This is a genomic window from Streptomyces sp. NPDC096311, from assembly GCF_044763085.1.
Classification (GTDB): Bacteria; Actinomycetota; Actinomycetes; order Streptomycetales; family Streptomycetaceae; genus Streptomyces.
In genome coordinates this window covers 105,884-123,043 of sequence record NZ_JBIWFN010000027.1, presented here as the reverse complement: position 1 = coordinate 123,043, position 17,160 = coordinate 105,884, and the positions used below count along the sequence as shown (strand labels likewise).

The following is a 17,160-nucleotide window of genomic DNA, read 5'->3' as shown; positions in this document are numbered from 1 at the left end:
ATCCCGCGTGAGGGTGCGGAACGCCTCTCAGGCCGCCGTGCGCCAGTAGCCCATCGCGTTCACCCGTTGCCTCGGGACGGAGAGTTCCTTGCGGACGTACGTCGTCAGGGCGCGGGTCGTGGTGGTGTCGCAGGCGATCCAGACGTAGGGGGCGGGCTGGTCCTTGAGGAGGTCGGGGAGGGACTCCTTGACCCAGGTGACGAGCGGGGCGCCCCGGCGCGGGACCGGGCGCAGGTCGTGAAGTGAGGGGCGGGTGCGCAGCGGGAGCCCGTCCGTGCCGTGGTCCGTCTCGAACCAGATCGTCGCCGGGGCCGTACCCATCGCGCCCAGGAGGGAGTTGAGGGCGGGGAGGGAGGCCGAGTCGGCGACGGCGAAGACGTGGGACGGGGCCGGGTCCGGGTCCGGGTCCGTGAACGCGGTGCCGTGGACCGTGGCCGCGATGGTGTCCCCGGGCTGCGCCGCCCGCGCCCAGTCGCTCGCGCGCCCCTCGTGCAGCGCGAACTCCAGCCCGAAGGTGCCGTTCGCGGGGTCGGGGTCGACCAGGGTGTATGCCCGCTGGTGCGGCTTGACCGCGTTGTCGAACCACAGTCGGACCCACATGGTCGGGTGCACCCCGGTCGCCGCGAGCATGCCGCCGTCGGTCAGGCGCAGGCGCCGGTAGCGCGGGGTGATGTCTTCGGCTCCGGTCACCGTGAACTCGAAGTCCTTGCCGCGCAGCAGCTTGAGTACCGCGCCTTCCCAGCCGTGCCCCTGGCCCATCGGCCCTCCGCCCCTCGCGTACGATTTCGCCACAGCGAAAGTTAGGTTAGCCTAACCTGACAAAAGTGGGGATGGATTGTGACCGCCGAGCTCTACCGTGACCCTTGGGGGATCCCCCACCTGCGCGCCACCGACGCCCGCGCCCTCGCCCGCGCCCAGGGCCGTGTCACCGCCCTCGACCGTGCCTGGCAACTGGAGGTCGAACGGCACCGCGCGCAGGGCACCTCCGCCGCGTTCCTCGGAGCCGAGGCCGTCGACTGGGACCGGTTCGCACGCCGGGCCCGGCTCGACGACACCGCGAGACGTTGCTTCGCGGCGCTGGAGGGACGGGATCCGGAGACCGCCGACTGGGTCGTGGCGTACGTCGTCGGGGTCAACGAGGGGCTGGCCGAAGGCGGCCGGCGCACACCGGAGTTCGCGGAGACCGGGCTCGCCCCGGGGCGCTGGGAGCCCTGGACCCCGCTCGGCGTCTGGCTCGGCGCGCACATCCTCTTCGCCGGTTTCCCCGCCAAGCTGTGGAGGGAGGAGGTCGTCCGCCGGATCGGACCGGAGGCCGTGGACCTCTTCGCCGCCGACGGTCCCGGCACCTCCGGCAGCAACGGCTGGCTCGTCACGGGCGAGCGGACCGGCACCGGTCGCCCGGTCATCGCGGGCGACCCCCACCGCTTCATCGAGGACCCCGGCGTCTACCAGCAGATCCACCTCTCCTGCCCCGAGTTCGACGTCGTCGGCCTCGCCGTCCCCGGCGTCCCGGGCATCGCCCACTTCGCCCACACCGGCACGGTCGCCTGGGCCATCACCAACGCGATGGCCGACTACCAGGACCTGTACCGGGAACGACTGCGACGCGTCGGGCCCCAGGGACCGGAAGGACCGGAGCGACCGGAGGAATGGGAGGCGCTCGACCCCGACGGGGAGTGGCGGGCCGTCGCCCGGCACGTGGAGACGGTCGAGGTGGCGGGCGGTGAACCCGTCGAGGTCGAGGTCGTCGAGACCCCGCGCGGACCGGTCGTGATCGGCGGAGCGGAACAGACCGAGGGCGTCGAAGCCATCAGCCTCCGCTACCCGCCCCGCGTCACCGAAGACCTCGGCTTCAGCGCGCTCCTCCCGCTCCTCCGGGCCCGCGAAGTCGCCGACGTCGACCGGGCGTTCGACCACTGGGCCGAGCCCGTGAACGTCGTCCAGGCCGCCGACACCGAGGGCGGCGTACTGCACCGGGTCGCCGGCCGGGTCCCGCTCCGCGGCGCGGACAACCGCACCCGGATCGTCGCCGCCTGGGAGCCTGGGCACGAATGGCGGGGCTGGCACGAGATGCCGTACGGCACGGTCGAGGACGGCGTCGCCGTGATGGCGAACCAGCGCGGCCCCGCCGGCCCGCTCGGTGTCGAGTTCGCCGCGATCCACCGGGCCGCCCGGATCCGGCAGCTCCTCGACGAACGGTCGAAGTGGTCGGCCCAGGACATGGCGGACATCCACATGGACACCCATCTCGCCTCCGCCGCGCCCCTGTTGGACCACCTCGCCGCGCTCGGCGGACTCAGCATCGAGGCGACCGCCCTGCGCGACCGGCTGCTCGGCTGGGACCGCCGGATGACGGCCGACGGCATGGCGGCGGCCGCCTACTCCGCGGTGCGCGGCGCGGTCGTACGGCGGCTCGCCGCGCACCCCGCCTTCGCCGCGCTGGCCGACCCGCCCGCGTACCCCGAGGTCTTCCGCCCCTGGCTCGCCCTCCTCCCCCGTGTCGCCTTCGCCCTCGAACACCTGCTGAAGACCGAGGAGCTGTACGGCATCGATCGCGCCGCCCTCGTCCGCGAGGCCGTCGAGGAGGCGGCCGCCGGGCCGCTCGGCGTCTGGGGCGACACCCACCGGCTCGCGCCCTGGCGCGCGCTCCCGACCACCTCGTACGACGAACCGGGTCTCTCCGGAGACCACGACTGCGTGCTGTGCACCTCGGCGGTCCCCGGCCTGACCGACCTGAGCGCGCGCGGCCCGGCGGCCCGTTACGTCTGGGACCTCGCCGACCGCGACCAGAGCCTCTGGGTGGTCCCCTTCGGCGCCTCGGGCGTCCCGGGCTCGGCCCACCACCGCGACCAACTCCCCTTGTGGCTCAAGGGAGAACTGGTCCCGGTCAGCACCGACTGGAGCCGGCTGACACCGGAGCAGGAGACAGAGAAGGTTGAGGACACCATGAGCAGTGAGCCGTACGCCGCCGACCGCGAGGCCGTGCACGAGCAGAACATCGACGGCTTCGGGACCGTGCGCCTCCTGCCCGTCGACCCGCACGCCGACCTGGATGTCATCCACCGCTGGGTGAGCGAGGAGCGTGCCGTGTTCTGGGGCATGAACGGACTCACGAAACAGGAGGTGCTGGAGACGTACGTCCATCTGGACTCCCTCGACACCCACCACGCCTTCCTCGCGGTCAAGGACGGCGAGCCCGCCGCGCTCTTCCAGACGTACGAGCCCGAGGCCGACCGGGTCAGCGAGTGCTACGCCGTCGAACCCGGCGACATCGGCGTCCACCTGCTGATCGGCCCCGCGGGGTCCGGGGGTGGCCGGCCGGGCTGGTCGTCCGCGCTGCTGACCGCGTTCACCCGGTACGTGCTGGTCGGCCTCGACCGGCAGCGGGTCGTGGCCGAACCCGACGCGCGCAACGAGAAGGCGATCGCGCGTCTGGTCCGACAGGGCTTCGTAGCCGGCCCGGAGATCGTGCTTCCCGAAATCGACCTTCCCGGGGTCTACTTGCCCGAGAAGCGGGCCCGGCTGGCCTTTCTGACGCGGGCGACGGCCCTCCCAGAGACTTCCTCGCCGGGTTCCCCAGTGGGCTGATCGGTGGGTTCCTCGCCGGGGGAGTGAGCACGGCGCCGGATTCGGCCGTACGTATCCGTGACTCTGGAAGTGCGGACCGGAATGCGGAGACCGCAGAGACGACGGAGACGACGGAGACGGCGTGTGAGCGGACGTGGAGGCGGACAGCGGGAGCGACGGCGGATCGCCCAGGGGCTGGCACTGCTGGGCACCGTGCTGGTCCTGGTGCTGTTCGGCGGTGTCGGCGGCGCGTCCGCCCACGCCGCGCTGACCGGCACCGATCCGCAGGACGGCAGCGTGCTGAAGACGGCGCCCACCGAGGTGACGCTGTCCTTCAGCGAGTCCATCGGGCTCCTCGACGACTCCTTCCGCGTGCTCGACCCGGACAACCGACGCGTGCACACCGGTGATCCGGGGCACGCGGGCGACCGTTCCGACACCGCCCGTGTGACCCTGCCCAAGGGCCTGGGTACCGGCACCTTCACGGTGGCCTGGCGGGTCGTCTCGGCCGACAGCCACCCGGTCTCCGGCGCCTTCACCTTCTCCATCGGCAAACCCTCCGCGACCGCCCCGCCCGTTCCCGTGGACTCCTCCGGGAACACCGTCGCGGGCACGCTCTACGACGCCGCCCGCTACTTGGCGTACGGCGGTCTGGCCCTCCTCATCGGCGCGGCCACCTTCGTCCTGGTCTGCGGGTTCCCGGGCCCGGTGCGGCGGCTGCTCCTCACCGGCTGGTGGATCCTGGCCGGGTCCACCGTCGCGCTGCTGCTCCTGCGCGGACCCTACGAGCGCGGCAGCGGACCGGCGGACGCCTTCGACCCGTCCGTCCTCAGCGAGACCCTGACCAGCAGGCCGGGACTGGCCCTGCTGGCACGGCTGGTGCTGCTCGGGGCGGCGGTGTTCTATCCGGTACGCGAGCAGACGCGGGGACGGCTCGTCCTCGCGCTCGGCGGGCTGCTCACCGTCTCCCTCGCCGTCACCTGGGCCGTCGCCGAGCACGCGTCCGCCGGGATCCAGGTCCCCGTGGCGATGGTCTCCTCCGTACTGCACCTGCTGTCGATGGCGGTCTGGCTGGGCGGCCTCGCTGCCCTGCTCACCGCGCTGTACCGGTCGGCCGAGCCGCTCCCCGCGGCCGTCGTCAACCGCTTCTCGCGCCTCGCCCTCGCCTCGGTCAGCGTCCTGGTCGTCACCGGCGTCTACCAGTCCTGGCGCGGCCTCGGCTCCTGGGACGCGCTGACCTCCACCTCGTACGGCAGGCTCCTCCTCGCCAAGCTGGTGGCGGTGCTGGTGCTGCTGGCGGGGGCGGGGGCCTCACGGCGCTGGACCGGGCGGCTGATGCTCGCGGCGGAGGAGGCACGGACAGCGGCGGCGGTGCTGGTGGAGGAGCGGGTGCCGCAGACGGTGGGGGCCTCGGCCGCCCCCACCGACGTACGGGTCGGGAGGGCGGACGGCCCGTCGGACGGTGCTCCCTCGGACGGCGGCCCCTCGGACGAGGGTGAATCGGACGACGGTGAATCGGACGACGGCGCACCGGATCCGGATCACGCGCCCTCGGACAAGGCTTGCGACAAGCGCTCGGGCAAGATCTCCGACAAGGCCTCGGGCACGGCCTCCGACGAGGCCGACCGGTACCGGCGGGCGTTGCGCCGTTCGGTGCTGGTCGAGGTCGTCGTCGGCATCGTCGTGCTGGTGATCACCACCCTGCTCACCGGTACCCAGCCGGGCCGCGCGGCCACCGAGGCCGCGGCGGCCTCCGCCGCCGCGGCCGCCGGAGAGACCACGGCCTCGACGACGACGATTCCGTTCGACATCGGCACGCAGGGCGGACACGGCAAGGTGCAGATCCAACTGACACCGAGCCGGGTGGGCGAGAACTCCGTGCAGGCCGTGATCTACGGCTCCGACGGCGGCTTCGCCACCGTGCCCGAACTGCGCCTCACCTTCACTCTGGAATCCCAGCAGATCGGCCCGATCGACGCCGGCCTGACGGACAAGGGCGGCTACTGGACCGCGGACGGCGTCACCCTCCCGGTGGCCGGCACCTGGACCATGAAGGCCACCGTCCGCACCACCGACATCGACCAGGTCACGGTGTCGAAGACCGTGAAGATCGGCTGACGGGACGACCGCATCGGCTCAAGGGGTCTGTATCGGCTCACGGGGTCTGCTTCATGCCGTCGACGACGGCCCGCTTGAGGATCGCGCTGGTGAAGGTCACGGTGCCGGGCGTCATCAGGGCGTCCTCGCCGGTGCCCTGCTTCACCTGGACCGAGCGCTCGCCCAGGAAGACATGGGTCTTCTTGTCGAAGATCCACTCCTCGCGCCGACCACTGGTCTCGTCCAGGCGCGCCACCGCGACCCCCTGCCGGCCCACCGCGTCCACCGCGTCGTCGACGACGACGACACCGGGGATCTTCGCTGCGGCCTTGAACAGCACCGGGTAGAGATGCGCCGGGGGATAGCTCTCGCCGAGCAGGTCGCCGATGGTGGTGAACGCCTCCTGGTCGGGTGAGTTGCCGTGGCCCTTGGTCTCCTTGTAGATCGCGGCCAGGAGCCGGTCGGGGTCGGCGGTCAGCTTGGCCAGGTAGTCGTACGTGGGGTGGTTCAGGCTGCCGACCAGGGTGTTCCCCTGCTCGTCGGGCAGGCTCAGGGTCTCCCCCGCGGGGTCGTCGCTGGAGGCCGGGTCGATCAGCCAGCCCTTGGTGCCGTCGGGGGACTGCCAGAATTTGCGGGTGTGCAGCGCGTGGCTGGCGAGGCTGCTCTTGTCGTCGACGGTCTTCACGAAGGTGTCGGCCGTCTTGGACTCTATGTAGACGTACTGGCCGGGCTTGACGGCCGGGTGGCTTCCCTCGGTCTCGGCCGCCGCCAGTGAGATCTGGCCCAGCAACTGGGGGACGTCCTTGGTGGTCGCGGCACCGATGTGGGTGGTGAGGGCGGGTCCGGTGGCGACGCCGCCGTCCCGGACCCCGCCGCCGTCGTTCATCGCCACTACGGCGACGACCGTACCGGCCAGGGCGGCGGCCAGCGCGGGCAGCATGATTGCCGGACGCGGCAGCCGGAAGCGCCGGGTCCGCGCCGGGGCCACCGCCTCCGCGGCCGCCGTGCGCTCTTCCTGCTGGATCTGGTGAATCTGGGCCATCAGGCGCTCCTTGTGGAACTGGTGACGGCCCGCCGGGAGGTCGCGCGCCGTGCGGGACAGGAGCTGCTGGGCGCTCTCGTCCTGCTCGGCCGGACTCTGCCGGGGCGTGTTCGCGTTCATCGGTTTCCTTCCTGCGCGGGCCGGATCACTTGGGTGCGATCGCCTGTTATCTGTCGGGCGCGGCGGCTGCCTTCCCGTCTTCCGCGAACTTTTTTCAGCGGCGGTTCGGGTTCTTGGCGCGCCGGTCCGGGGTCGGTGAGGGTGCGCAGCTTCTTGCGGGCGCGGGAGAGCCGGGAGGCGACCGTGCCGACCGGAATCCCCAGCGCCTCGGCCGCGGCCTCGTAGTCCAGGCCCTCCCCAAGGCAGAGCGCGATGACCTCGCGCTCCGGGGGACGCAGCGTCGCGAGGGCGGCGAGGGCGGTCGCCAGGCGGCCCCGGTCGTCGACCCGCCCTGCCACGTCCTCGGCGTGGTCGGGCACCGACAGCTCGGCCGCGGCGGCGGCCTGGGCCGCCTGCCGGTAACGCCGGTTGCTCCGGTACTGGTTGCGCGCGGTGTTGGTGGCGATGCCCAGCAGCCAGGGCCGCAGCGAGCCGCCCTCGGGATCGACCCGGTCACGCAGCCGCCATGCCTCCAGGAAGGTCGCGGCCATCACGTCCTCGGCCGTCGACCAGTCGGCGGTCAGCCGGAAGGCATGGTTGTAGACCGCGCGCGCATAACTGTCGAAGAGCTCCGCGAAGGCGCTCGATTCCCCGGCCCGTACCCGGGTACGCATATCAATGCTCACCCCTATGAGCTGTCCGGCACCCGGCACCGACTTCCCGTGACCTGCGTCACACCTCTCCGTGTGCGGTGGGGACCGGCGCGGCAGGGCGCGGAGCTCCGTGGAACACCTGCCGGGTGTGCCAGGTCCGGTGGTGCGCGGCGACGGGCGCGGTGCCCGGCTGGGGACCGGTCAGCGGACGGCCCGCCAGCGCGATGACATGGTCGCGGGCCACCAGGCTCCGTCCGACGAAGCGCTGCGACACCAGGACGCGGTGCCCGTCCCCGATACCGAGGACGCCCTTGTCGAACAGCTTGTGGTGCAGCGAGCACAGGCACAGACCGTTGTCGATGTCGTCCGGCCCGTCGAACGCCCACCAGCGCACATGCGCGGCCTCCAGCCCGACCGGCACCGCCCCGATCCGGCCGTCGTACCCGCAGAACGCGCACTGGTACTCGTACGCCGTCAGGACCAGCTCCCGCATCCGCCCGTCGCGCCGGCGCCGGTCCCGCGGCCCCGCGCCCGGCAGGTGCACCGACCCCTCCGGCTCCCACTCCCACTCCAGGCCCACGGCCTCGCACAGTTCGTCGTGGAGCGAGGGCGGGAAGTGCAGGTCGAGCAGGATCCGGGCCATCCGGCCGAGGAGCGCGGGATCGCGTCGCAGCGCCGCCCGCAGGTCCGGCGCCAGCCGTCCCGCCGCGCCCGTCGACCGCAGTTCCCGCACCCCGCTGCCGGGGCTGCCGGGTCCGCGATCGGTCCGCACCTCCCACACCCCGTCGCCGACCAGATGGTGGAAGGGGTACGCCGGTGTCGTCCGGTGGGCCGGACCGTACTCGGCCAGCAGCCGCTTGAGATCGTCCTCGACCGCGCTGTAGCGCAACTCGCCGCCGGCGTCCCGCTGGAACCGGCCGAGGGCGTAGAGGAGGAGCAGGGGCTTGTGCGGGGCGCGGACCCCGTTGCCGGTCCACTGCCTCAGCTTCGCCGCGCGCTCCAGCCAGTCCTCCATGACGGGTGATCGTACGGGTGCGGTCGGGTGATCGGACTGGTGGCTTGATGGGAAGGGCGGACGGGTTGGCCTAGGCCCATGCCAGGGCCCGGTGCGAGCGGCGTGCCGGGCTGTTCACCCGTACCGGCTCCGTGGCCCTGGTCCGTCCGCCGGCGAAGACGTAGAGACGCAGGAGGAGGAAGCGTCCGATGCCGGCGAGGCCGGAGGCGCTGAGGTAGACGATCTGTTCGGTGAGCATGCCCGGGGAGGTCTGGAGGGTGTGCAGGATGAGGATCGCGGCGGAGGTGACGGCGTAGGCGGCCGCGGCCGATCCCGCGGACTGCCCGTGCTGGCGCCATCCGGCGTGCTTCCCGCTGCCGAAGGTGAAGCGTGCGTGCAGCTCGGTGCAGAGGATGGTCGACGCGACGGTGATGACCGCGTTGGCCACCGCCCAGGGCATCAGACCGGCGACGAGGGGGACGGCGAAGCTGGAGAGGACGCCGATGCCGCCGCCGCAGAGGACGAACCGGGCGAAGGAGGCGAGCGGACCGAGGGCGGCGGCCGGGGCCGCCGGTATCCGGCGGGCGTCGTAGGCGCCGGTCCCGGTCGGCTCCGCACCCCGCACCGCGGGCTCCGTCTCCGTGCCCCTCGTCGTGCCCGTCTCCATGCCCGTCTTCGTGCCCGTCTTCGTGCCCGTCTTCGTGCCCGTCTCCGTCTCCGGCTTGGACGAGAGCAGCGCGTTCATGGGCTTTCCTTCCGGACGGGGGAGCTGTGAACCTCTGGGACCAGCTGGGTTCAACGATGCCGTCGTCCGTGCGCCGAAACGATGAGGTGCACTCCCGAACCGGGGGTGTAGCTAGCTCTACCCCGCCCCGGGGGAGAGCGGGGTACTCAGAAGGGGGAAGCGTCCGGATGGGTGGGTGAACGATCGGCGCCCTTCAGCAAGTTGACGACGCGCTCGTGGACATCGCCGACCCGGTCCACCACCCGCACCCGCACGTACACGCTCTCCAGCTCGCGCATGGCCTTCTCGGTGAACCAGCCCAGAAACAGCTGCCCCTGCCCCTGCCCGGGGATGGGGTATCCGCGTCCGACAAGGTTCAGCTGGAAGTCCTGGCGCTCCGCCAGCCCACGACTCACCATCGCCGCTGTCGCCTCCGGCTGGCCCGTCCACTCCGACGAGTCGACGGCGCCGGCGGCGCGTCCCGCGGAGGTGTACTCGATCCAGTAGCTGGTGTCCGCGGTGATCGCCACCTCCTGCCCGCCGTTGAGGAGCTTGCACAGCCAGGCCAGCCGCTCGTGCGGAGCCGTGTTCGCGACGACGCGGGCCCCGTATCCGATGGCGGGCCGCACCGTCCGCGCGTACTGGGCCCGGGCCAGCGCGGCTCCTCCCGTACCGAGCACCGCCGTGACGGCGCTCTGTATGTCCAGCAGTTTGAGCTTCCAGGGCCAGTCATGGGTCAGCCGTGCCGGCAGGTTCTCCCTGAAGAGGCTGTAGCCGAGCAGCAGGACCGCCACGCCCACCAGCGCGACCAGCAGCCGTGAGAACAGCCCACTCCGATGGATCACACGCTGCGCCGACTCCATACCCACCCGTCCCACCCCGCTCGCCCGTCACTCCGACGAGACTGTAGGCGCAGGGAGTTGACGAGGCGACAGGGCATCGGCTCCCCCCAGGAGGAAGCCGGCACAGCGCTCACCGAGCATGACCGAGACGTCCGCGACGCGCAGGCCCGGCGGGGCTCAGCGGGACTGGCGCGTGATCCAGTTACGGATACCGGGGATGGTGGAGGCGATCTGCCAGGTCGCCATGGGCGCGCTGGTGGTGGATCCGGACGGTACGACGGTGCCGGTCTCGAACGCGGCGAAGTTCGCCGGGGCTCGCCGCGCCTTCATGCTCCGGACGTCCGCGGAGACGAGGCTCCACAGCTTCTTCCGGACCGGCGGCGCGGCCCGGGTCTGCGGCCACCGGCCGACGACGTTGAAGGCGGCTCGAGGCGGCCGAGCTCGGCAACAGTGCACTGGGTGGTCGCCCTCGGGCTCGGGCTTGGGCTTCGGCAAGGGGAGGCGCTCGGGTTCCCCTGGGAGGACATCGACCTCGACGCGGGACACGTCCGCATCCGGGAGAACCGACGTCGGCCCCAGCACGCGCACGGCCGCGGCGCCGCACGATCGGTCTGCCCGATCACGGGCGACTTCTGACGCCCGCCACACGCCTACGACCGAGGCGGACAACGTCGAAGGGCCCCACCGCAAGCGGTGGGGCCCTTCGACATCGTGCCCGGTGAGGCACTGGCGGAGGATACGAGATTCGAACTCGTGAGGGGTTGCCCCCAACACGCTTTCCAAGCGTGCGCCCTAGGCCTCTAGGCGAATCCTCCGCGGCAAACAATACAAGACGTTGAGGAGTGCTCGCGAACTCGTTCCCCCCTCCCGGATCAGGTACTCTGTGCGGAGCCCCTCACGTGGCGCTATCTGACTGAACTCCCCCAGGGCCGGAAGGCAGCAAGGGTAGGTTGGCTCTGGCGGGTGCGTGGGGGGCGCTTGCGTTCTCGGGGCGGGGTGCGGCACGGGGGTCCGGCCGCCGGGGCCCGGAGCCTGGGCCTGGGGGCCGGTGAGCGGTCCCTGTTGTCAGTGGGCGCCTATAACCTCGTATGTGTGTCGTCTCTCGCGCTGTACCGCCGCTATCGCCCGGAGTCGTTCGCCGAGGTCATCGGGCAGGAGCATGTCACCGACCCGTTGCAGCAGGCGCTGCGGAACAACCGGGTCAATCACGCGTACCTGTTCAGCGGGCCGCGCGGATGCGGGAAGACGACCAGCGCGCGGATTCTGGCCCGGTGTCTGAACTGCGAGCAGGGGCCGACGCCGACTCCCTGCGGGGAGTGCCAGTCGTGCAGGGACCTCGCGCGCAACGGGCCGGGGTCGATCGACGTCATCGAGATCGACGCCGCCTCGCACGGTGGTGTCGACGACGCTCGTGACCTGCGGGAAAAGGCCTTCTTCGGGCCTGCGAGCAGTCGGTACAAGATCTACATCATCGACGAGGCCCACATGGTCACCCCGGCGGGCTTCAACGCCCTGCTGAAGGTGGTCGAGGAGCCGCCCGAGCACCTCAAGTTCATCTTCGCCACGACCGAGCCCGAGAAGGTCATCGGGACGATTCGGTCGCGGACCCACCACTATCCGTTCCGGCTCGTGCCGCCGGGGACCCTGCGGGGGTACCTGGGCGAGGTCTGCGGGCGCGAGGGCATTCCCGTCGAGGACGGCGTGCTGCCGCTGGTCGTGCGGGCCGGCGCCGGTTCCGTGCGTGACTCCATGTCCGTCATGGATCAGCTCCTCGCGGGGGCGAGCACCGACGGTGTGACGTACACCATGGCCACCTCGCTGCTGGGGTACACGGACGGGTCGTTGCTCGACTCCGTGGTCGAGGCGTTCGCCGCGGGCGACGGCGCCGCGGCCTTCGAGATCGTGGACCGCGTCATCGAGGGGGGCAACGATCCCCGGAGGTTCGTCGCGGACCTGCTGGAGCGACTGCGCGATCTGGTGATCCTGGCCGCGGTTCCCGACGCCGCCGAGAAGGGGCTCATCGACGCCCCGTCGGATGTCGTCGAGCGCATGCAGGCCCAGGCCGGGGTCTTCGGCGCCGCCGAGCTGAGCCGCGCCGCCGATCTCGTCAACGAGGGACTGACGGAGATGCGTGGCGCCACCTCGCCGCGACTCCAGCTCGAGCTCATCTGCGCGCGCGTGCTCCTGCCCGCGGCGTACGGGGACGAGCGATCCGTCATGGCCCGCCTGGACCGCATCGAGCGCGGGGTGAACTTCTCCGGTGCCGGCGCGGGCGCCCCCGCCATGGGGTACGTACCCGGCCCCGAAGTACATGGAGGAGCGCAGGCCGCGGCCGCTGCGATGGTTCCGCCGGGCGGCGGTGTCGCCGCGGCCCGGGCCGCCGTGCGGGGCCCGGGCCTCGGCGGACAGGGACCGGCGAACGAGGGGTACGGGGCCGGTGGTGCGGGGGCTACCGGCGGGGTTGCTGCGGCGCCGGGTACGGGGGCCGCCCCTGCTCCTGCCTCGGCCCCGGCACCCGCTCCGGGTCCCGCCGCTGCCGCGCCCGCGGCTCCTCCGGCCGCCGCTACGGCCCCGCCCGCGCCCCCGTCCGGCGCGGCGCCCGGCGCCTGGCCCACCGCGACGGCCGTGGGCAGCGGTCGGCGTCCGGGCGGCTGGCCGACCGCGACACCCGCGGGCGGGGGACAGGCCCCCGCCGCCCCCGCACCCGCTGCTGCGCCGACGGCGTCCACCCCCGGCCCAGGCCCCGGCCCCGCCTCCGCACCGGCCCCCGCCGCCGGTGGCGTCGACCCCCGTATGCTCTGGCCGAACATCCTGGAGGCCGTGAAGAACCGCCGCCGCTTCACCTGGATCCTGCTCAGCCAGAACGCGCAGGTCACCGGTTACGACGGCACGACCCTGCAGATCGGCTTCGTCAACGCGGGCGCGCGCGACAACTTCGCGAGCAGCGGCAGCGAGGAAGTCCTGAGGCAGGCGCTGACCGAACAGTTCAATGTGCAGTGGAAGATCGAGGCGATCGTCGACACCTCCGGTGGCTCGGCACCGCCACCGATGTCGGCCTCCGGCCCTGGTCCCGGGTTCGGTGGTGGCGGCAGCAGCGGCGGCGGCGGTGGCTACGGCGCTGGTGGTGGCGGTTACGGCGGAGCTCCGGCCGGTTCGCGCCCCGCCCCCCAGCAGCCCCCGGCCCCGGCTCCGCGCCCCGCCGCCTCGCAGGGCTCGCCCGCGGGCCAGGCTTCGGCCGCGCCCGCCCCGCCAGCCCCGGTCGCCTACGAGCCGCCTCCGGTGGCCCCCGAGGACGACATCCCCGAGGACGACGACCCCGACCTCGACGAGTCCGCCCTCTCGGGCCACGACCTGATCGTCCGTGAACTGGGCGCGACGGTGGTGGAGGAGTTCTCCAACGAGTGAACACCCGGGCCCCTCTCGGAGGATCGCACCAACTCTCCCCACCCCTCGCTTCGGAAGCCCCCACAAAGGCACCCGGCCCCGGCGGTTAGGCTGACCCCGTGAAGGTCCTCGTCATCGGTAGCGGCGCCCGCGAACACGCCCTGTGCCGTTCCCTGTCCCTCGACCCCGACGTCACCGCCCTGCACTGCGCCCCCGGGAACGCAGGCATCGCGGAGACGGCCGAGCTGCACCCGGTCGACGCCCTCGACGGCGCCGCCGTGGCCGCGCTGGCCACGGAGCTCGGCGCCGAGCTGGTGATCGTGGGCCCGGAGGCGCCGCTCGTCGCCGGGGTCGCCGACGCCGTGCGCGCGGCGGGCATCCCCTGCTTCGGCCCCTCCGAGGAGGCCGCGCAGCTGGAGGGCTCCAAGGCCTTCGCCAAGGATGTGATGGCAGGGGCGGGCGTCCCCACGGCACGTTCGTATGTCTGCACGACGCCCGAGGAGGTCGACGAGGCGCTCGACGCCTTCGGCGCCCCGTACGTCGTGAAGGACGACGGACTCGCGGCCGGCAAGGGTGTCGTCGTGACCGACGACCTCGAGAAGGCCCGCGCGCACGCCATCGCCTGCGACCGCGTCGTCATCGAGGAGTTCCTCGACGGCCCCGAGGTCTCCCTCTTCGCGATCACCGACGGCGAGACGGTCGTCCCGCTCCAGCCCGCCCAGGACTTCAAGCGCGCGCTGGACGGCGACGAGGGCCCGAACACCGGCGGCATGGGCGCGTACTCGCCCCTCCCGTGGGCGGACCCGAAGCTGGTCGAGGAGGTCAGGGAGACCGTCCTCCAGCCGACCGTCGACGAGCTGCGCCGCCGCGGCACCCCGTTCTCCGGCCTTCTCTACGCGGGTCTGGCGATCACGAGCCGCGGCGTACGGGTGATCGAGTTCAACGCCCGTTTCGGCGACCCGGAGACCCAGGTGGTCCTGGCCCGGCTGAAGACCCCGCTCGGGGGCGTCCTGCTCGCCGCCGCCGAAGGCACCCTCGCCGATCTCGCGCCACTGCGCTGGAGCGACGACGCGGCGGTCACCGTGGTCGTGGCCTCCCACAACTACCCCGACACCCCGCGCACCGGCGACCCGATCACCGGGCTCGACAAGGTGGCGGCGCTGGACGCCCCGTACGCGTACGTCCTGCACGCCGGGACGAAGCACGACGGCGACGCGGTCGTCAGCGCGGGCGGCCGGGTGCTCTCCGTCACGGCGACCGGCACCGACCTCACCGAGGCACGCGCCCGCGCCTACGCGGCGGTCACCCGCATCGGCCTCGACGGTTCGCAGCACCGTACGGACATCGCGGCGAAGGCGGCGGCGGACGCCACGACCGAGGCGTAGAGCCCCTGACGGAGGCGTAGCCCCCACCCCCGCACGCACCACTGGGCCCCGGATTCTGTACGGAATCCGGGGCCTGATCCTTGCCCACGGTCATCCACCTTTCCCCAAAGCCATTCCATCGAGTGAGCGATGCCCCATCCGGCTGACGGGGGCCGAGGCCCCAACTAGGGTGCGGCGAAAGCGTTCCGGCACTTGGCCCACCGGCATTGCGATGTCGGTGGCGGGTGCCACAGTGGGGGAGTGAGCAACACCAGGGCATCCTTCGGCGCGGGCTGCGAGACAGCCCGGGCCGGGCCGACAGCAGGGGGTGACATCCGGTCGTGACCGGTATGGGTGTGGAGGTGGGCGCGCAGGCCGCGCGCTCCCGGGCGCTCGCCGTGCTGCGTATCCGCAGCAGGGCGCTGGCCGTCGCCCTGCTGCCCGCGGCCGTCGCCGTCGTGCTGCTCGTCGGCGGCTCGACCGGGCACATCACCGGCGGAAGCTGGCCCGTCACTCGCTGGATCGTGACGGTCCTCGCCGCCCTCGTGCTGCTCGCCGCCGCGGGCATCGCGCTCGTCGTCGCCCGCGCGCGGCCCGCCGTGAGCCCCACGGTCCCGATCGCGGAGGCGTCCGCTCCCGACCTCTACCGCCTGGTCCGGGATCTGGCCGACCGCCTCGACGTCCCGCCGCCCTCGGCGATAGCGCTGACCCCGGACTGCGACAGCTGGCTGGAGGACCGCACCCACCCGGCGCACGGCCCGCCACCGCCCGAGTACCGCGACGAAATAGCGGGCGCACGAGGCCTGAGTGGCGGAGCCGGGCGAGCCCGCCGAGCCCCCGCGGCTCCCGTCCTCGTCATCGGCTCGCCCTTCCTGTGGTGGATGCGGGTCGGGGAGCTGCGCGCGGTCCTCGCCCCGGTCGTCGCCGGTACGGGACCTTCGGCGCACCCCGACATAGCCGCGGCCCGCCGTTTCGTACGGGGGCTGGACGCGGCCGTGGCCGTGACCTCCGAGCCCGCCCGCGGCCCCCTGGTCCGCACCGTCCTCGCCGGTGTCGGCTGGGTGACCCGCCTGCTGCTGCGCAGCTGCCGGGGTCATGCGGCCGAGATGGAACGGGGAGTGGCGGCCGCCGCGGCCGAGCGTGCACAGGCTGTGGACTACGGTCTGCGGATCGTCGCCCAGGAACAGGTCGGCCTGGCGTACGCGGGCTGGGACCGGCTGCTGACCCGGGTCGCGTTGCCCGCCTGGCGGATGGGCCGCTGGCCGGCCCGGCTGGACGTGGGTGTCGTCGCGGCCCTCACCGAGCTGTCGCGCCGTGACCGGCTGGCCGAGGGCTTCGCGTCCCGCCTCGGCGAGCGCCCCGCCTGCGACCTGCTCGAAGAGCCCGGTTCGGTGGACGAGGCGGCCTCGCTTCTCGCCGCGCGCCTCTTCCACGGCGGGCCCGCGGAGCCGGGGCCCGACTGGGCGCCGGTGGACTGGCAGGAGTATCCGGACGAGGTCGTCGACCGCACTTGGCGCACCGAAGCGGCCCGGCTGCACCGGGTGCTGGACGCGCTGGGCGTCCGCCACCCCACGGATCCGACCCAGCCCGACCAGGGCGGTCCGACGCTGGCACGCGTGCTCGACCATCTGACCGCACCTGCCACGCCGGCCACGGACGACGCCGACCTCTCCGTCGATCGGCGCGAGGCGTACGGGGAGAGGGCCACGGGCGTGAGCCCGAACGAGACAGAGACGGAGACAGAAGCCGAGGTCGAGACCGAGGTCGAAGAGGAGGTCGGGGAGGACGGCGAGCCCGTGCTCGGGAGTGAGCGGACGGCGGCACTCGCGGCCGGGCTCAGCGCGGAGCTGGCCCATGAGGAGGCGGCGGCGCCGGCCGTCGCGTCCGGGCCGGGCGGGGGTGCGGAGCAGCCGGGCCCCGACTGGTCGTTCTGGGACGACGGGATGCTGCCGCTCTTTCCGCTCCAGCCGCCGCGCAGTGGGCGTGAGCTGTTGGCCGACCATGTCACCGCGATGGTCTGTTGTGCGGCGATGGACACCGCCGGGGCCGCGCCGGGGCTCGACTGGCTCGATGGCCCCGCCCTTCTTGTCGACGGGGTGCGGGCCGCCGATCTGGGGCCGCGGGTCCTGACCCTCGTCGAGGACGGTGACCCGGAACCGCTCCGGGACTGGCTCCGCCAGCTGGGCGTTCGCCCCGAGAAACCGGTCCGCCTGGTCTGACGCCGCCGTCACCACCGTCCGTGCTCCCAGCCGCCGATATCCGCCTCTTCGACCGGAGGACCGCGTTCCGTTCACGTCAATTCGCGACGAACGGTGACGGAGTGCGTGCGTAATGTGATGTGCTGGGACCGATCGCGCGCAGGGCAGAGGCTTACAGAACCGACGGGGGCACGAG

13 protein-coding genes, 1 tRNA gene and 1 other RNA gene are annotated in these 17,160 nt (G+C 72.8%); 7 read left to right on the top strand and 8 right to left on the bottom strand.

Translation table 11 applies throughout. The features are described 5' to 3' along the window. Window positions 1-27: 27 nt before the first annotated feature. A complete protein-coding gene (locus ACIRA5_RS46125) occupies window positions 28-759 on the bottom strand; it encodes a siderophore-interacting protein (protein WP_403702346.1) in 732 nt (243 codons plus the stop codon). Window positions 760-837: 78 nt separating this feature from the next. On the opposite strand from ACIRA5_RS46125, the gene ACIRA5_RS46120 reads away from it, so the two are divergent. Then, on the top strand, window positions 838-3,588 hold the full coding sequence (locus ACIRA5_RS46120; protein WP_403702343.1) for a GNAT family N-acetyltransferase: 2,751 nt from the start codon (window positions 838-840) through the stop codon (window positions 3,586-3,588). Between the two features lie 81 nt (window positions 3,589-3,669). Next, window positions 3,670-5,685: a copper resistance CopC/CopD family protein gene (locus ACIRA5_RS46115; RefSeq protein WP_403702341.1), complete on the top strand. Its 2,016-nt coding sequence runs from the start codon at window positions 3,670-3,672 to the stop codon at window positions 5,683-5,685. Between the two features lie 37 nt (window positions 5,686-5,722). On the opposite strand, the gene ACIRA5_RS46110 is transcribed toward ACIRA5_RS46115, so the two are convergent. The 6 genes from ACIRA5_RS46110 to ACIRA5_RS46085 all read right to left on the bottom strand — a co-directional run bounded on the left by ACIRA5_RS46110 (window position 5,723) and on the right by ACIRA5_RS46085 (window position 10,348). Continuing rightward, window positions 5,723-6,826 carry a CU044_5270 family protein gene (locus ACIRA5_RS46110; RefSeq protein WP_403702339.1) on the bottom strand — a complete coding sequence of 368 codons (1,104 nt, stop codon included), beginning with the start codon at window positions 6,824-6,826 and terminating at the stop codon, window positions 5,723-5,725. Continuing rightward, a complete protein-coding gene (locus ACIRA5_RS46105) occupies window positions 6,823-7,479 on the bottom strand; it encodes an RNA polymerase sigma factor (RefSeq protein WP_403702336.1) in 657 nt (218 codons plus the stop codon). The genes ACIRA5_RS46110 and ACIRA5_RS46105 overlap by 4 nt, the downstream gene beginning before the upstream one ends. 58 nt (window positions 7,480-7,537) lie before the next feature. After that, window positions 7,538-8,473, bottom strand: a complete 936-nt coding sequence (locus tag ACIRA5_RS46100) for a phosphorothioated DNA-binding restriction endonuclease (protein ID WP_403702333.1) — start codon at window positions 8,471-8,473, stop codon at window positions 7,538-7,540. 70 nt (window positions 8,474-8,543) lie between these two features. Beyond that, window positions 8,544-9,029: a GtrA family protein gene (locus ACIRA5_RS46095; protein WP_403702378.1), complete on the bottom strand. Its 486-nt coding sequence runs from the start codon at window positions 9,027-9,029 to the stop codon at window positions 8,544-8,546. A 314-nt stretch (window positions 9,030-9,343) separates the two neighbouring features. Beyond that, window positions 9,344-10,021: a hypothetical protein gene (locus ACIRA5_RS46090; RefSeq protein WP_403702330.1), complete on the bottom strand. Its 678-nt coding sequence runs from the start codon at window positions 10,019-10,021 to the stop codon at window positions 9,344-9,346. Window positions 10,022-10,195: 174 nt separating this feature from the next. Further along, window positions 10,196-10,348 carry a hypothetical protein gene (locus ACIRA5_RS46085; protein ID WP_403702327.1) on the bottom strand — a complete coding sequence of 51 codons (153 nt, stop codon included), beginning with the start codon at window positions 10,346-10,348 and terminating at the stop codon, window positions 10,196-10,198. Window positions 10,349-10,477: 129 nt separating this feature from the next. On the opposite strand from ACIRA5_RS46085, the gene ACIRA5_RS46080 reads away from it, so the two are divergent. Then, window positions 10,478-10,654 (top strand): hypothetical protein, encoded by a 177-nt coding sequence (locus ACIRA5_RS46080; RefSeq protein ID WP_403702325.1) that lies wholly within the window; start codon window positions 10,478-10,480, stop codon window positions 10,652-10,654. A gap of 91 nt (window positions 10,655-10,745) precedes the next feature. Here ACIRA5_RS46080 and ACIRA5_RS46075 read toward each other — a convergent pair. Further along, window positions 10,746-10,833, bottom strand: a tRNA-Ser gene (locus ACIRA5_RS46075). Between the two features lie 71 nt (window positions 10,834-10,904). On the opposite strand from ACIRA5_RS46075, the gene ffs reads away from it, so the two are divergent. From ffs to ACIRA5_RS46055, 4 genes are all read left to right on the top strand, one after another. After that, an RNA gene (ffs, locus tag ACIRA5_RS46070) (signal recognition particle sRNA small type) lies at window positions 10,905-11,003 on the top strand. Between the two features lie 107 nt (window positions 11,004-11,110). Continuing rightward, window positions 11,111-13,423 carry a DNA polymerase III subunit gamma and tau gene (locus ACIRA5_RS46065; RefSeq protein ID WP_403702322.1) on the top strand — a complete coding sequence of 771 codons (2,313 nt, stop codon included), beginning with the start codon at window positions 11,111-11,113 and terminating at the stop codon, window positions 13,421-13,423. Window positions 13,424-13,521: 98 nt separating this feature from the next. After that, window positions 13,522-14,787: a phosphoribosylamine--glycine ligase gene (gene purD / locus ACIRA5_RS46060; protein ID WP_403702320.1), complete on the top strand. Its 1,266-nt coding sequence runs from the start codon at window positions 13,522-13,524 to the stop codon at window positions 14,785-14,787. A gap of 329 nt (window positions 14,788-15,116) precedes the next feature. Beyond that, window positions 15,117-16,985, top strand: a complete 1,869-nt coding sequence (locus ACIRA5_RS46055; RefSeq protein ID WP_403702375.1) for a hypothetical protein — start codon at window positions 15,117-15,119, stop codon at window positions 16,983-16,985. The last annotated feature ends 175 nt before the right edge of the window (window positions 16,986-17,160 follow it).

What these genes read in the sequence shown, in the direction of transcription:
- ACIRA5_RS46125 (WP_403702346.1), bottom strand. Translation starts at nt 759, where the DNA reads ATGGGCCAGGGGCACGGCTGGGAAGGCGCGGTACTCAAGCTGCTGCGC.
- ACIRA5_RS46115 (WP_403702341.1), top strand. Translation starts at nt 3,670, where the DNA reads ATGCGGAGACCGCAGAGACGACGGAGACGACGGAGACGGCGTGTGAGC.
- ACIRA5_RS46110 (WP_403702339.1), bottom strand. Translation starts at nt 6,826, where the DNA reads ATGAACGCGAACACGCCCCGGCAGAGTCCGGCCGAGCAGGACGAGAGC.
- ACIRA5_RS46105 (WP_403702336.1), bottom strand. Translation starts at nt 7,479, where the DNA reads ATGCGTACCCGGGTACGGGCCGGGGAATCGAGCGCCTTCGCGGAGCTC.
- ACIRA5_RS46100 (WP_403702333.1), bottom strand. Translation starts at nt 8,473, where the DNA reads ATGGAGGACTGGCTGGAGCGCGCGGCGAAGCTGAGGCAGTGGACCGGC.
- ACIRA5_RS46085 (WP_403702327.1), bottom strand. Translation starts at nt 10,348, where the DNA reads ATGAAGGCGCGGCGAGCCCCGGCGAACTTCGCCGCGTTCGAGACCGGC.
- ACIRA5_RS46055 (WP_403702375.1), top strand. Translation starts at nt 15,117, where the DNA reads ATGGGTGTGGAGGTGGGCGCGCAGGCCGCGCGCTCCCGGGCGCTCGCC.